The following is a 13,447-nucleotide window of genomic DNA, read 5'->3' on the forward strand; positions in this document are numbered from 1 at the left end:
CCAAGGTTAGTAGCGACGTCGGACAGGCTTCCGCCCGACCGGACCGCCGGAGGCTTCCCGACCGGGGATCGCCACCCTGGGCCCGCCGCACCGGCCGTCGAGAGTGCGGAGATCCGGCCACGCTCCGCCGCGGCGACACGTATCGGCGCGCGGACGATCGGTACGCGATGGTGCGACCCGCTCGGTGGTTCCGCCGCCAACGGTCGTACCGGACGGCTACAGTTCGGAATATGCGCCCGGTACAACGGATTCGGTACGCACTGACCATTACGGGCCTGCTCGTGGCCGCATCCCTCAGCGGATGTTCCGCCGCGAGCGATACCGCGGGCCCGTGCACGCCGGTGCCCAACGGCACCGCCGTCACCGCCGCCCCCGGCACCGGCTCGGCGGTACCGGCCACCCGCGATCTCGCGACCGACCCCGAGATCGCCTCCGGCTACCGGTCGGATATGACGGCCGTACGCACCACCGGTTATGCCGTATCCACCGCCAATTCGCACGCCACCCGCGCCGCCTGCGGGGTCCTGCGCGCCGGCGGTACCGCGGCGGATGCGCTGATCACCGCACAGACCGTGCTCGGAATCACCGAACCACAGGCGTCCGGACTGGGCGGTGGCGCCTTCCTGCTGTACTACAACGCGGAGAACGCGACCGTCGAGGCCTACGACGGCCGGGAGACCGCACCGGCGGCGGCAACGGAGAACTATCTGCGCTGGATCAGCGAAACCGACCGCACCGAACCGCAGCCGGATGCTCGCGCCAGCGGGCGCTCCATCGGGATCCCGGGGGTCGTGCGCATGCTCGGGATGGTGCATGCCGAGCACGGGCACACCGCCTGGCGCGAACTGTTCGATCCCGCGGTCGCCCTCGCCGATCAAGGGTTCGAGATCAGTCCGCGGCTGGCCGGGCAGATCGCCGAATCCGCCCCCGAGCTGGCCCGGGATCAGGCGGCCGCCGAATACTTCCTCGAACCGGACGGTTCCCCCAAACCCGCCGGGACGGTACTCACCAATCCGGCGCTGTCGAAAACCTTGAGCACGCTGGCCACCGAGGGGGCCGACGCCTTCTATTCCGGGCCCATCGCGCAGGACATCGTTGCCGCCACCGCGGCGAGCACCGGCGGCCGCACTCCCGGCGCGCTGACGGCCGCGGATCTGGCCGGCTACCGAGCGGTGAAGCGGACACCGCTGTGCACCGGTTACCGGGAACACGAGATCTGCGGAATGCCGGGGCCCTCCTCCGGCGGCACCACCGTCGCGGCCACCCTCGGCATACTGGAGAACTTCGATATCCCGGCCCTGCCGCCCGAACGGGTCGACCACAACGGCGGAGTCCCGCGCGCCGAGGCCGTCCATCTGATCGCGGAGGCCGAACGGCTTGCGTACGCCGACCGGGACAAATACATCGCCGATCCGGATTATGTTCCACCGCCCGGCGATTCCCCGCAGACCCTGGTCGACCCGGAGTATCTGCGAGAGCGGGCCGGGCTCATCGATCCCGGCCGCAGCATGGGCACCGCCCGGCCCGGCGACTTCGGCCCCACCACGCTGGGAGCCGGGCCCCGGACCCCCGAACACGGCACCAGCCATATCTCGGTGGTCGATTCCTACGGCAATGCCGCGGCCATGACCACCACCGTGGAATCGGCGTTCGGCTCGTTCCACATGGTCGACGGGTTCCTGCTGAACAACCAGCTCACCGATTTCTCGGCCGACCCGGTCGATACTGCCGGCGTTCCGGTGGCGAATCGAGTCGAACCGGGTAAACGCCCCCGCAGCTCCATGAGCCCGACCCTGGTCTTCGAACCCGGTCCAGGCCCCGGGCCCGGCACCCTCACTCATGTGGTCGGCTCACCCGGGGGTTCGGTAATCATCCAGTTCGTGGTGAAAACCCTGGTGGGCATGTTGGATTGGGGCCTGGATCCGCAGCAGGCGGTCTCCGCCGTATCGTTCGGTGCCGCGAACACCCCGGCCACCGGCGTGGGCGGTGAGCATCCCGCAATCGATACCCGTGACGACGGCGCCCACGACCCGCTCGTCACCGCTTTGCGCGAGCGTGGGCACCAGGTTTCGGTGGCGCCACAGACGAGCGGGCTCAGCGTCCTGAGCCGCGACGGCGAGAACCATTGGATCGGCGGCGCGGACCCGCGCCGCGAAGGCGAGGTATTGGGCGATACCCGCTGATTCCACGGGACGGCGTGCCGTGGGCTCGGTGTCTGCGTATCCCCGGGACCCGCAACTGTGAGGTGCCTCGCCCAACGCAGCGAAAAGGTTGCCGACCGATAGCGGATGTGCGATTTTGGTTTCAGAGCCCGATGATGTGGGCTTCCGGACGAGAGGGTCGTACCCGGCGTGCGACAAGACGACCCACGGAGGTCGTCATGGCATTGTCGTGGATCGTTCTCGTAGTATCCGGTGTCCTGGAGGCGGTATGGGCCACCGCCCTCGGCAAAACCGAGGGCTTCTCCAAATGGCCGCCCACCCTCCTGTTCGTCGTCGCACTCGTTGCCAGCATGGGCGGACTCGCCTACGCAATGCGCGATCTCCCGGTGGGCACCTCCTACTCGGTGTGGGTGGGTATCGGAGCGGTACTCACCGTCATCTACGCGATGGCCACCGGAGAAGAGCCGGTCACGATCGGGAAGTTGGTCTTCCTGACCATGATCATTGCCGGAGTGGTCGGACTGAAGCTGGCCCACTGACCAACCGAGCGCGCGATCGGCATCGCGAAGCCGAAGGAGCCCCCCGCACTCGCCGTATCCATGCCCGAAGCAGAGACGTGGAAGGGTCGGGTAGTTCCGGTCGGCCGCGGGTCAGGCGGCGTCGTTGTACTTCGCACCGAGTTCGCGGAGCCGGTCCAGGGCGGCGGCGGCACGCTCACCGTCGTTGGCGCGGATGGCCAGCATGGGGACGTAGTCGTCGTTCACCAGCTCCAGCCGGGCCCACGACTTACGGTCGGGGAACGATACACCCCGGATATGTTTCCATTCGAATTCGCTGTCGCCCAGCACATTACGTACCACGACACCGCGTTCCCCGGCGAGTACACGCGGTCTGGTCAGCAACAGTACGGCGATGGCGCCGAAGATACCGATACAGGCCATCGCGAACTGGTCCACGACCCGGAAATTCACTCCGGTGTAGTCGACCCGCAGGAACACCCCGAGCAGGACGAACACCACCACCAGGCAGCCGGCCACGATAAAAGCGGTCCGGCGCGCTTTACGCGGGCGCACCTCGAACTCCCACTCGGACGGCCGTTCTACGCCCGGGCGCATACCCCGCCGCAGAATCTGCACCACCGGCATCGATCAGCCCGCCGCGCGCAGCCCGCGCAGGGTCAGGGCGGCATCCAGCGCAGCCGCGGCCGCCTGCTCGCCTTTGTTCTCCACCGAGTCGGGCAACCCCGCCCGGTCCAGGGCCTGCTGTTCGTTGTTCGTGGTGAGTACACCGTTGGCGACCGGAGTGCTCTCGTCCAGCGAGACGCGGGTCAAGCCGGCGGTCACCGCATCGCAGACGTACTCGAAATGCGGAGTATCGCCGCGGATGACCACACCGAGCGCGACGACCGCGTCATGAGTGCGGGCCAGCTCCTGCGCCAGTACCGGCAATTCCATCGCGCCGGCGCACCGCGCGACGGTGGTGTGCCGGACGCCCGCGTCCGCGGCCACCCGCTCGGCATTGGCCACCAGGGTGTCGCAGATCTCGGTATGCCAGCGCGAGGCGACAATGGCCAGGCGCAACCCCTGCGCGTCGGCGAGCGCGAACTCCGGTACGCCGGTGCCGCTCATCGGTTTCCGCCTTTCGATCCGGCTACGGTCATTGTGCTGTCTCCCCCAGGTCCAGATCGTCCAGACCCACCAGGTCGTGACCCATCCGGTCACGTTTGGTGCGCAGATAGCGCAGGTTCTCGGCATTGGCCCGCACCGGCATCGGTACACGTTCGGTGATGCGCAGTCCGTAACCGTCGAGTCCGACCCGTTTCGCCGGGTTGTTCGTGAGCAGCCGCATCGACCGCAGGCCCAGATCGACCAGGATCTGCGCGCCGGTGCCGTAATCGCGGGCATCGGCCGGTAGCCCGAGTTCGATATTGGCGTCGACCGTATCGTGCCCCGAATCCTGCAGCTGATAGGCCTGCAGCTTATGCATCAGGCCGATTCCCCGGCCCTCGTGCCCGCGCATGTACAGCACCACGCCGCGCCCCTCGGCGGCCACCATTTCCATGGCCGCGTCCAGTTGCGGGCCGCAGTCGCAGCGCAGCGAACCGAACACATCGCCGGTGAGGCATTCCGAATGCACCCGGACCAGGACATCCTCGCCGTCGCCGATATCGCCGCGCACCAGCGCCACATGTTCGACATCGTCGTAGATGCTCTGGTAACCGACCGCGGTGAACTCACCGTGCAGGGTCGGGATCCGCGCCTGCGCCACCCGCACGACATGCTTCTCGTGCTTACGGCGCCACGAGATCATCTCCGCGATGGAGATCAACGCCAGTTCGTGTTCGTCGGCGAAAACGCGCAACTCATCGGTGCGGGCCATATGCCCGTCTTCCTTCTGGCTGACGATCTCGCAGATCACGCCCGCCGGCCGCAGCCCCGCCATCCGAGCCAGATCCACCGCGGCCTCGGTGTGACCGGGACGCCGCAGCACCCCGCCGTCCTTGGCCCGCAGCGGCACCACATGCCCCGGCCGGGTGAAATCGTTGGGTTTGGCATCGCCGTCGGCGAGCAGCCGGATGGTGGTCGCGCGGTCGGCGCCGGAGATACCGGTGGTCACGCCTTCCTTGGCGTCGACGGAGACGGTATAGGCGGTCCCGTGCTTGTCCTGGTTCACCGCGTACATCGGCGGCAGGCCGAGACGGTCGCAGTCGTCACCGGTGAGCGGTACGCAGATATACCCCGACGTGTACCGGATCATGAACGCCACGAGCTCCGGGGTGGCTTTCTCGGCGGCGAAGATGAGGTCGCCCTCGTTCTCCCGGTCCTCGTCGTCGACCACGACGACCGGTTTACCGGCCGCGATATCGGCGACGGCGCGCTCGATGCTGTCGAACCTGGTCACGTCTGCAATGCTCCATCTCGATTGGTCGCTGATCACACTACTGGGTCCGTCCGGCCCTTCCGGGCGCGGCCGGAAGTATCAACCGCGCTGATGGAGGCGCTCGACGTACTTCGCGATCACATCGACTTCCAGGTTCACCACGGTCCCGGCGGCGGCGGAGCCGAGATCGGTGAGGCTCAGGGTGGTCGGAATGAGGGAAACCTCGAACCAGTCGCGGGCGCCGTCGGCGGCCGGTGTTCCGGCGCGGCCGAGCCCGGACACGGTGAGCGAAATACCGTTCACCGTGATGGAGCCCTTCTCCACCACATACTTGGCGATCGCGTCGGGCAGCGAGATCCGGACGACCTCCCAGTTCTCGCCGGGCGTACGGGTCAGGATGGTGCCGGTGCCGTCCACGTGCCCCTGCACGATATGGCCGCCGAGGCGGCTGTTCACGGCGGCGGCCCGCTCGAGATTGACCTGCGCGCCGGCGCCGAGCCCGCCGATACTCGACCGGCGCAGGGTTTCGCCCATCACGTCGACGGTGAACACATCGTCGATGACATCGACCACGGTGAGGCACACACCGTTGACCGCTATGGAATCGCCGTGCCCGGCATCGGAGGTGACCAGTTTGCCGCGGATGGTCAGCCGGGCCGCATCGGTCAGCTGTTCGCAGGCGACGATCTCACCCAGCTCCTCGACAATGCCTGTGAACATGCCTTCTCCCGTTCGCATCGGTGTTCCGCCTACGGAACGGCGCCAGCGGTACCGAATATTCCCAGTTCGCCGTCCACGACCAGACTAGTTGGCGCCCGCATCCGCGAACCACGGCCGCCCACTCGCCGGAACACGGTTGCTCCGATCGCATACCGGTGCGGCACGGTCGAGCCGGTTCCCTCGCCCCCAGCCGGAAATATTTCGGTTGAATGACTGCCATCACAGTTTTCACCCCGGGGTTCGTAAGCCTTCCAACAAGCATCTATCCGGTCCGGACCGGTTTCCGGCCGTTCACCTTTTCCCGGCCGAGACCGCATCGAAACCGGAAATGTTCCTCGATTTGCGCGCTCACACCGGCCGACGCAATATGGTGAGGTGATCGGCCCACCGCCCTCGACCACCCCGCGGCGCGGCCGGGCACGATATTCACCGATGACGGCCACCGCCGCGGAAGACCGTGCGCCACAAGCCTTCACGAACAACCGGATCGAATCACCACAACGCGGCCGGAACATCCGGCCGCGGACCGGCGATCCGGTCCCCCTCACCCCGGCGACAGTGTTGTCCGGGCACCGGATCCCGCGGTAACAGCACCGGGCAGATCCGTGCGGTGCCCCGCCCCGGAAAACCGCGCCCAGTCAGGCACGTCCATCACTCGAGGAAGCCCGAGCGTTATGACCACATTCACCGAGTCCGCCCTCGAACTGCACTGCCGGCGATACCGGGAGCGGGATCTGCTGCCGGCCGTGGTCGATCCCGTATCGCAACGCATCCTGCTGCATATCGGTGCCGCCTACGGTGCGGTGACCATGCCCACCGAACTCGGCGAACCGGTACTGCAGCGACTCCGGGCCGCCGGGTCGGCCGGACCGGTTTTCGCACACCCCAGAGCCGGGCGATGGACATTCCTCACCGGTCCCACCCGGCACGACGAATTCCCGGCCGCCGCCGCGGCCGAACTGTTCCGCCGATACACCACGGTCGCCGGCACCGGCAGCCAGATCGTGCTGCCTTCCGCCGAGGACGAGGCCAGCGGCTACCGGCTATGGGTGGCCGGACCGGATACCTACGGCACCCGGCCCCCGCAGCAGGCGGTGATCGACGCGGTCTGCGCGAGCGGTCCCCACCCTTTCTGAGCGCGACCGGCTCCGGTCCGGGTGGAGTTCGCCGCCGCCATACCGCTGCGGTTCGAGATCCGGCGGTGCAGTCGCCGGACAGCGACCTCCGCCGAATCCGTACCGGGCCGGACTCGACCGCCGAGGGCCGTAGCTCTGGTCGTGGATTCGCCCACCCGTCGACCGATCGTCACCACTGGAGCTGATCTCCGTTCGGTCGTCTCGGAGAGCGGCGACCACGATCAGCGGATCGCGGTCGCGCGGGCCGACGGAGCCGACCGCCACCGCGGAAGGCATCGGCGACCGCCGGGCCGGTCCGGTAAGCGGCGTCAGCGTGCGGCGTGATGCGGGGACCGCGCCGCGGCCGCCCGACCGCGCAGTTTCTCCACGGTCGCGCCCGGGTCGGCAGTGTTGTACACGGCCGATCCCGCAACGAAACAGTCGATCCCGGCCGAGGCGGCCTGTTCGATGGTGTCGGCGTTGATCCCGCCGTCGATCTCCACCACCAGCCGCAACTCCCCCGCGTCGACCAGCCGCCGCACGGTCTTCGCCTTGTCCAGTACTGCGGAAATGAACGACTGGCCGCCGAACCCCGGCTCGACGCTCATCACCAGCAGGGTGTCGAAATCGCGAAGAATCTCCAGGTACGGCTCGATCGGCGTATTCGGTTTCACCGACAGTCCGGCCTTCGCCCCGGCCGCCCGGATATCGCGGGCCACCGCCACCGGATCGTCGGTTGCCTCGGCGTGGAAGGTCACGTTGTAGGCGCCGGCCTCCGCGTAGGGCGGCGCCCACCGCGCCGGATCCTCGATCATCAGATGGCAGTCCAGCGGAATATCGGTGGCCTTCAGCAGGCTCTGCACCACCGGGAGACCCAGGGTCAGGTTCGGAACGAAATGCGCGTCCATCACATCGACGTGTAGCCAGTCGGCACTCGCCACCGCCTGCGCCTCATCGGCCAGCCGCGCAAAATCCGCGGACAGGATGGATGGGGCGATCATCGGGGCCGCCGGACGGGTGAAAGTGGGCTCGGACGCAGTCACGCGGCGCAGTCTAGTGCGGTCCGGCGATGCCGCCGAATGCGCCCGACCGCGCCGACGTGCCGGATCGGGCTGCGGCAATTCGCCGGCCCAGCGGACGCCAAACCCCGGGCGCGCCGATGCGCCGCAAACCCAGTAACCTGCCAGAGTGATCAATACTTCGGCGGAAGAGGGGATTCACGGCTCCCCGGTGGAGATTCGAGTGGCGGCATCGGTGACGCAGCTGCCGATCGTGCGCGGTCTCGCCGAAACTCTGGTCCTGCTCAGCGATTTCACCTTGGACGAGGTCGCCGATATCCGGCTCGCGGTGGACGAGGCCTGTTCGACGCTGATCGGCCTGGCGGCACCCGATACCAGCCTGCTGTGTGTATTCACCATCGGCGAGACCGATCTGCGGGTGCGGGTCACCGGGGTCGCGGCACGGGAGGGTCTGCCCGATTCACGCAGTTTCGGCTGGCATGTGCTGCGTACCCTGACCGATTCGGTGGACGCCCGGCAAGAGCCCTTCGACCAGCAGGTTTCCGGATTTCCGACAGCGGTCGAGTTCCGTCGGGTCCGGGGGAAAGCGTGACCGAACAGGACAAGCCGCTCGACCCTCCTACCGGCACGCCCGATACTCATGGTCCGGAACCCGATTCCGGCGGGGGCACCGATACCGCGCCGGCGGCGGAGGCCCGGTCGGCTGCGGAGGCGGCATCGGCCCCGGACGCCGATTCCGAGACCGAGGCGGAACTGGCGGATTCGGGTAAGGCCGGCGGGTACGACGATGTCGCCGACCTGTTCACCCAGCTCGCGGCCGCGGAACCGGAATCGGCCCAGCATGCCACGCTCCGTAACGAGCTGATCGGGCGCTGTATCCCGCTCGCCGACCATATCGCCCGTAAGTTCAGTGGCCGCGGCGAGCCGTTCGACGATCTGACGCAGGTGGCCCGGGTCGGGCTGGTGCACGCGGTGGATCGTTTCGATGTATCGCGCGGTTCGAATTTCCTGTCGTTCGCGGTGCCGACGATCATGGGCGAGGTGCGCCGGTATTTCCGGGACAACACCTGGGCGATGCGGGTGCCGCGCCGGGTGAAAGAAACCCATCTGCGTATCGGGGCGGCGGTGGATGCACTGTCGCAGTCGCTGGGCCGGTCACCGACGGCCAAGGAGATCGCGGCCGAACTCGATGTGGATCCCGACGAAGTAACGCAGGCGGTGATCGCCGGCAACGCCTACCAGCCGACATCGATCGATGCGGCATCGGTCGGCCGCGATACCGATGCGTCACTGCTGGACACGCTCGGCGAGGAGGAAGCGCAGTTCGACCGGGTCGAGGAGTATGTGGCGATCAGGCCGTTGCTGGCGGGCCTCCCGGAGCGGGAACGCCGGATCCTGACCATGCGATTCTTCGAATCGATGACCCAGACGCAGATCGCCCAGCAGATGGGGATATCGCAGATGCACGTGTCACGTATCCTCACGAAAACCCTGGCCCGGCTTCGGGAACAGTCGTCGCGGGAGTAGACGCACCGGTTCGTTTCCAGTGACTGTTGTGTCCGGTTCGCCGATCGGTCTACCCTCATCTGTGAGAGATCGAGTGGGTAATTATCTCAACGAACCATTCACAAGGTGAGGCCATGACCACAGAAACCGTCGCCCGGCAATGCACCCTGTGTGAGGCCCACTGCGGGATCCTGGTAACCGTCGAGGATTCGGCCGTCACCAGGATCGAAGGCAACCCCGAGGATGTGCTGTCCAAGGGGTACATCTGTCCCAAGGCGACGGCGATGGCGGGCCTCCACGACGATCCGGACCGGTTACGTACTCCGATGCGGCGGGTGGGTGGCCGCTTCGAGGCGATCGGCTGGGATGAGGCGTTCCGCGAGGTCGGCGCCCGGCTGCGGCAGGTGCGGCGCGACCACGGCCCCCATGCGGTCGGCATGTACCTCGGTAATCCGGCAGCGCACAATTCGGCGATCATGTACGCCATGGCGTTGCGGGCCGGCCTGATGACCCGCAACCTCTACACCGCTTCCTCGATCGATCAGTTCCCCCAGGAGTTCGTGGCCTGGCAAATGTACGGCTCGAATTTCCTGATGCCCATCGCCGATATCGACCGCACCGATCGGCTGGTGATCATCGGCGCCAACCCGGCGGTGTCCAACGGTTCGGTGACCACCATGCCGGGCGCCAAGAACCGGATCAAGGAGGTACGGGCCCGCGGCGGCAAGGTCGTGGTGATCGACCCACGGCGGACCGAAACCGCGCGGCTGGCCGACGAACATCTGGCCGTATTGCCGGGCGGCGACCCGTACCTGTTGCTGGCCGTCCTGCACGTGCTGCTCACCGAGGATCTGTACGACCGGACCGCTCTCCGCACGCAGTGCGCCGGCTCGGATACGTTGCGGCAGCTGGTCTCCGGGTTCTCTCCCGAGGAGGCCGCACCGTACGCGGGCGTCGACCCCGCGGTCATCCGGCGACTGGCCCGCGAACACGCCGCGGCGAAATCGGCGGTGATGTACGCCCGGATCGGGGTCTGCCAGACTCTCACCGGGACGATCACCCACTGGCTGGTCAACGCCATCAACGCGGTCACCGGAAACCTCGACCGGCCCGGTGGCCAGATGTATGCCACCCCCGCGGTGGACCTGCTGCCGCTGGCGCGGCGGATGCCGCCGTTCCACGGCGCCTGGACCGACCGCTCGGGCAAGTACAAATCGTTCCGCTTCGAACTGCCCGTGGCCGCCTTGGCTTCCGAGATCCTGGACGAGGGGCCGGAACAGATCCGCGCCATGATCACCTATGCCGGAAACCCGGTACTGTCCACCCCGCAGCGCGGGCAGCTGGACAAGGCGCTGAGTTCCCTGGATTTCTACGTGGCCGTGGATATGTACATCACCGAAACCACCCGCCACGCCGATATCATCCTGCCGCCGGTATCGCCGCTGGAACGTGAGGATCTCGACATTCTGCTGACCATGTTCAGCGTGCACAACAACATTCGCTACAACGCGCGGGCGGTCGACGCACCGGCGGACGGTCTCGAGGACTGGGAGATCATGGCCCGGCTGACCACGGAGATCCTGCCGCTGCCTGCGCGTTCGCTGACCGGCCGGGCCCTCAACGCGGTATTCGCCCGATTCAGCCCGGTGCGCGCGGCAGCCTTGGGGATCGCGGTCGGGCCGCACGGTGTACTCCGCCGGGGCCGCCGCGGCGTCACCCTGGCGAAAGTCCGCGCGGCCCGCGGCGGAATCGATCTCGGCCCGCTGCGTCCCCGCCTGCCGTCCCTCATCGCGACCGCTGACCGGAAGGTACAGCTCGCCCCGGCAACCTTCGTCGCCGAAGCCCGCCGGTTGCTCGCCGACGCCGATTCCGCACGCGGCGAAGGTTTCGACCTGCGTCTGATCGGCCGCCGCCATCTGCGCAGTAACAATTCGTGGCTGCACAATGTCCCGTCGATGGTGAAAGGCCGCGACCGCTGCACCGCGCTGATGCATCCCGCCGATGCCGCCGCACGCGGCCTGGCCGACGGCGACCAGGCGACAGTGAGTTCACCCACCGGCGCCATCGCGGTACCGGTGGAGGTCAGCGCCGATATCCGGCCCGGGACAGTGGCCATCCCGCACGGCTGGGGTCATAACGAACCGGGCGTCGGCTGGACCGTGGCGGCCTCGCTACCGGGCGCGAATGTCAACCTGCTGCACGATCCGGAGCAGGTGGACCGTATCTCGGGGACCGCTGCGGTGAACAGCACCTGGGTGCGGATCGAACCGGCCGGAAAAGCGGCGGCCACCGCCGGCTGATACCTCGTCCAGCTATCCACCGGTTGCCCGATCCCTGGTTCTGCGCAGCTTCGCGGGAGCGACGAGCCACCACGCGGCGTCGAGCAGTTCCCGCAATTGCCCGGTGTCGACGCGCTCCAGGTCGATGAGGATGTAGGGATATCCGTCGTAGTGCGGCGTGGTGTAGAAGGCCGGATCGCCGGAGGCCAGCAGGGCTTGTTTCTCCGTCATCTCACAGCGCAGCGCAAGACCGCCCTCGGCCTCCGTGCGCAAACGAGCGAAACGTTTGCCCGATACCTTCAGCGCCGGGGTCCGATAGGAGGTCGATTCCGCGACCTCCGGCAGTTCGGTGGCGATTCCGACCACGTTCTCCCAGGTGAGGCTCATACCCCCGAGTCTGCCTGGGCCGGTGTCGGCAGGCTTGGAAATCCGTCGCCTACGCGCGAGCCCGGCTGCCGCGCTATTGCGGTTTGCGCAGCGCGGCCACGAACATCGCGTCGGTGCCGTGCCGGTGCGGCCACAACTGCACCGCCGGTCCGGCGCCGAGCCCGGTGACGCCGGGCAGCAGCTCGCGGGCGTCCAACTGTTCGGCCCCGGTACGGCGCACCGTATCCGCCACCACCGCAACGGTTTCGGGTAGGTGTGGGGAGCAGGTCGAGTAGACGAGGACGCCGCCGGGTCGCAGCAGTTCCCAGGCCGCCGCCATCAGTTCCCGTTGTAGCGCCACCAGCTCCGCGACATCTCCCGGGGTGCGCCGCCAGCGGGCCTCCGGCCGGCGGCGCAGGGCGCCCAGTCCGGTGCACGGGGCGTCGACGAGGATCCGGTCGTAACCGGTGGGCAGACCGCTGTCGCGGCCGTCGGCGATATGCACCTCGACCGGCATGTCCCGGGTCGCCGAACGCACCATTTCGGCACGATGCGCGGCCGGTTCCACCGCATCCACCCGGTAGCCGTCGATACCGGCGAGCGCACCCAGCAGCGCGGTTTTACCGCCCGGCCCCGCGCACAGATCGAGCCAGCGCCCGGTATCCGGGCCGTGCAGCGATGCGCGGGTGAGCGCGAGTGCCACGAGCTGACTGCCCTCGTCCTGTACCGCCGCCATCCCCTCGCGGACCGGTTCCAGCGATCCCGGGTCGCCGCCCTCCAGATACACCGCGTACGGGGACCATCGGCCTTCCTCACCACCGGTGACGAGAGCGAGTTCCTCGGCGGTGATATCACCCGGACGGGCCACCAGATGCACTACGGGGCGGGCGTCGTCGGCGGCGAGCAGATCACGTAGTTCACCCGCATCGGGGCCGAGCGCGTCGGCGAAGGCCTGGGCGATCCATTCCGGATGCGCATATTCGAAAGCCAGCCTGCCGACCGGGTCCGGCGGGGCGAGCCGCGCCACCCAGTCGTCCGGTGAGCGTTCGGTGACCCGGCGCAATACGGCGTTGACGAATCCGGCACGGCTCGCACCCGAATCGGCACGGGCCAATTCCACCGCAGTGTGCACGGCGGCATGCGCTTCGACACGAGTGCGCAGCAATTGATAGGTGCCGAGTCGCAGGACGTCCAGCAGCGGACCGTCGATATCCGCGACCTCGCGGCCGGCGCATTCGGCGATCACCGCGTCGAGAATGCCGAGGCTGCGGCACGCGCCGTACCCCAGTTCGGTGGCCAGAGCGGCATCGCGGCCCTGCACGGAATATTCGCGCAGGAACGCCGGGAGCACCAGGTTGGCATAGGCATCCCGCTCCCGGACGGCGCGCAGGGTTTCCAGC

Annotated in this window: 13 protein-coding genes and 1 riboswitch; of the genes, 6 read left to right on the forward strand and 7 right to left on the reverse strand. The window is 67.9% G+C overall.

Annotated elements, in window-relative coordinates:
- Positions 1 to 230: 230 nt before the first annotated feature.
- Positions 231 to 2,183, forward strand: a complete 1,953-nt coding sequence (locus tag NFL01S_RS10705) for a gamma-glutamyltransferase family protein (RefSeq protein WP_062973997.1) — start codon at positions 231 to 233, stop codon at positions 2,181 to 2,183.
- A gap of 121 nt (positions 2,184 to 2,304) precedes the next feature.
- Positions 2,305 to 2,371: riboswitch (guanidine-III (ykkC-III) riboswitch) on the forward strand.
- Positions 2,372 to 2,386: 15 nt separating this feature from the next.
- Positions 2,387 to 2,701: a DMT family transporter gene (locus tag NFL01S_RS10710; protein ID WP_062974188.1), complete on the forward strand. Its 315-nt coding sequence runs from the start codon at positions 2,387 to 2,389 to the stop codon at positions 2,699 to 2,701.
- A gap of 111 nt (positions 2,702 to 2,812) precedes the next feature.
- Here NFL01S_RS10710 and NFL01S_RS10715 read toward each other — a convergent pair whose 3' ends face one another.
- From NFL01S_RS10715 to NFL01S_RS10730, 4 genes are all read right to left on the reverse strand, one after another.
- A complete protein-coding gene (locus tag NFL01S_RS10715) occupies positions 2,813 to 3,307 on the reverse strand; it encodes a PH domain-containing protein (RefSeq protein WP_084492583.1) in 495 nt (164 codons plus the stop codon).
- 3 nt (positions 3,308 to 3,310) lie between these two features.
- Entirely contained in the window at positions 3,311 to 3,790 is a 480-nt protein-coding gene (gene ribH, locus NFL01S_RS10720; RefSeq protein ID WP_062973999.1) for a 6,7-dimethyl-8-ribityllumazine synthase, read from the reverse strand.
- A gap of 28 nt (positions 3,791 to 3,818) precedes the next feature.
- The gene (locus tag NFL01S_RS10725; RefSeq protein WP_062974001.1) at positions 3,819 to 5,063 is read right to left on the reverse strand and encodes a bifunctional 3,4-dihydroxy-2-butanone-4-phosphate synthase/GTP cyclohydrolase II; all 1,245 of its coding nucleotides are present in this window, start codon (positions 5,061 to 5,063) and stop codon (positions 3,819 to 3,821) included.
- A 78-nt stretch (positions 5,064 to 5,141) separates the two neighbouring features.
- The gene (locus NFL01S_RS10730; protein WP_062974003.1) at positions 5,142 to 5,762 is read right to left on the reverse strand and encodes a riboflavin synthase; all 621 of its coding nucleotides are present in this window, start codon (positions 5,760 to 5,762) and stop codon (positions 5,142 to 5,144) included.
- Between the two features lie 674 nt (positions 5,763 to 6,436).
- Here NFL01S_RS10730 and NFL01S_RS10735 point away from each other — a divergent pair.
- Positions 6,437 to 6,898, forward strand: coding sequence for a hypothetical protein (locus NFL01S_RS10735; protein WP_062974005.1), 462 nt, complete (start codon positions 6,437 to 6,439; stop codon positions 6,896 to 6,898).
- Positions 6,899 to 7,206: 308 nt separating this feature from the next.
- On the opposite strand, the gene rpe is transcribed toward NFL01S_RS10735, so the two are convergent.
- The gene (gene rpe, locus NFL01S_RS10745) at positions 7,207 to 7,878 is read right to left on the reverse strand and encodes a ribulose-phosphate 3-epimerase (RefSeq protein ID WP_062974191.1); all 672 of its coding nucleotides are present in this window, start codon (positions 7,876 to 7,878) and stop codon (positions 7,207 to 7,209) included.
- Positions 7,879 to 8,065: 187 nt separating this feature from the next.
- Between rpe and NFL01S_RS10750 the strand changes: the two genes are divergently transcribed.
- The 3 genes from NFL01S_RS10750 to NFL01S_RS10760 all read left to right on the forward strand — a co-directional run bounded on the left by NFL01S_RS10750 (position 8,066) and on the right by NFL01S_RS10760 (position 11,702).
- Positions 8,066 to 8,488, forward strand: coding sequence for an ATP-binding protein (locus NFL01S_RS10750; RefSeq protein WP_062974009.1), 423 nt, complete (start codon positions 8,066 to 8,068; stop codon positions 8,486 to 8,488).
- Positions 8,489 to 8,649: 161 nt separating this feature from the next.
- Entirely contained in the window at positions 8,650 to 9,423 is a 774-nt protein-coding gene (locus NFL01S_RS10755; RefSeq protein WP_062974193.1) for a SigB/SigF/SigG family RNA polymerase sigma factor, read from the forward strand.
- Between the two features lie 113 nt (positions 9,424 to 9,536).
- On the forward strand, positions 9,537 to 11,702 hold the full coding sequence (locus NFL01S_RS10760; RefSeq protein ID WP_062974011.1) for a molybdopterin oxidoreductase family protein: 2,166 nt from the start codon (positions 9,537 to 9,539) through the stop codon (positions 11,700 to 11,702).
- Between the two features lie 12 nt (positions 11,703 to 11,714).
- Here the strand turns inward: NFL01S_RS10760 and NFL01S_RS10765 are convergent, their stop codons facing one another.
- Both NFL01S_RS10765 and NFL01S_RS36285 read right to left on the reverse strand, forming a co-directional pair.
- Positions 11,715 to 12,068, reverse strand: a complete 354-nt coding sequence (locus NFL01S_RS10765) for an MmcQ/YjbR family DNA-binding protein (protein WP_062974013.1) — start codon at positions 12,066 to 12,068, stop codon at positions 11,715 to 11,717.
- A 73-nt stretch (positions 12,069 to 12,141) separates the two neighbouring features.
- Positions 12,142 to 13,446, reverse strand: a complete 1,305-nt coding sequence (locus tag NFL01S_RS36285; protein WP_062974195.1) for an RsmB/NOP family class I SAM-dependent RNA methyltransferase — start codon at positions 13,444 to 13,446, stop codon at positions 12,142 to 12,144.
- Between the last annotated feature and the right edge of the window lies 1 nt (position 13,447).

It is taken from the genome of Nocardia flavorosea NBRC 108225 (genome assembly GCF_001613385.1).
Taxonomy (GTDB): Bacteria; Actinomycetota; Actinomycetes; order Mycobacteriales; family Mycobacteriaceae; genus Nocardia; species Nocardia flavorosea.

Bases quoted from the DNA above. Each gene is read 5' to 3' on its own strand.
- NFL01S_RS10705 (WP_062973997.1), top strand. From the start codon at position 231: ATGCGCCCGGTACAACGGATTCGGTACGCACTGACCATTACGGGCCTG.
- NFL01S_RS10715 (WP_084492583.1), bottom strand. From the start codon at position 3,307: ATGCCGGTGGTGCAGATTCTGCGGCGGGGTATGCGCCCGGGCGTAGAA.
- ribH (WP_062973999.1), bottom strand. From the start codon at position 3,790: ATGAGCGGCACCGGCGTACCGGAGTTCGCGCTCGCCGACGCGCAGGGG.
- NFL01S_RS10730 (WP_062974003.1), bottom strand. From the start codon at position 5,762: ATGTTCACAGGCATTGTCGAGGAGCTGGGTGAGATCGTCGCCTGCGAA.
- NFL01S_RS10735 (WP_062974005.1), top strand. From the start codon at position 6,437: ATGACCACATTCACCGAGTCCGCCCTCGAACTGCACTGCCGGCGATAC.
- rpe (WP_062974191.1), bottom strand. From the start codon at position 7,878: ATGATCGCCCCATCCATCCTGTCCGCGGATTTTGCGCGGCTGGCCGAT.
- NFL01S_RS10760 (WP_062974011.1), top strand. From the start codon at position 9,537: ATGACCACAGAAACCGTCGCCCGGCAATGCACCCTGTGTGAGGCCCAC.
- NFL01S_RS10765 (WP_062974013.1), bottom strand. From the start codon at position 12,068: ATGAGCCTCACCTGGGAGAACGTGGTCGGAATCGCCACCGAACTGCCG.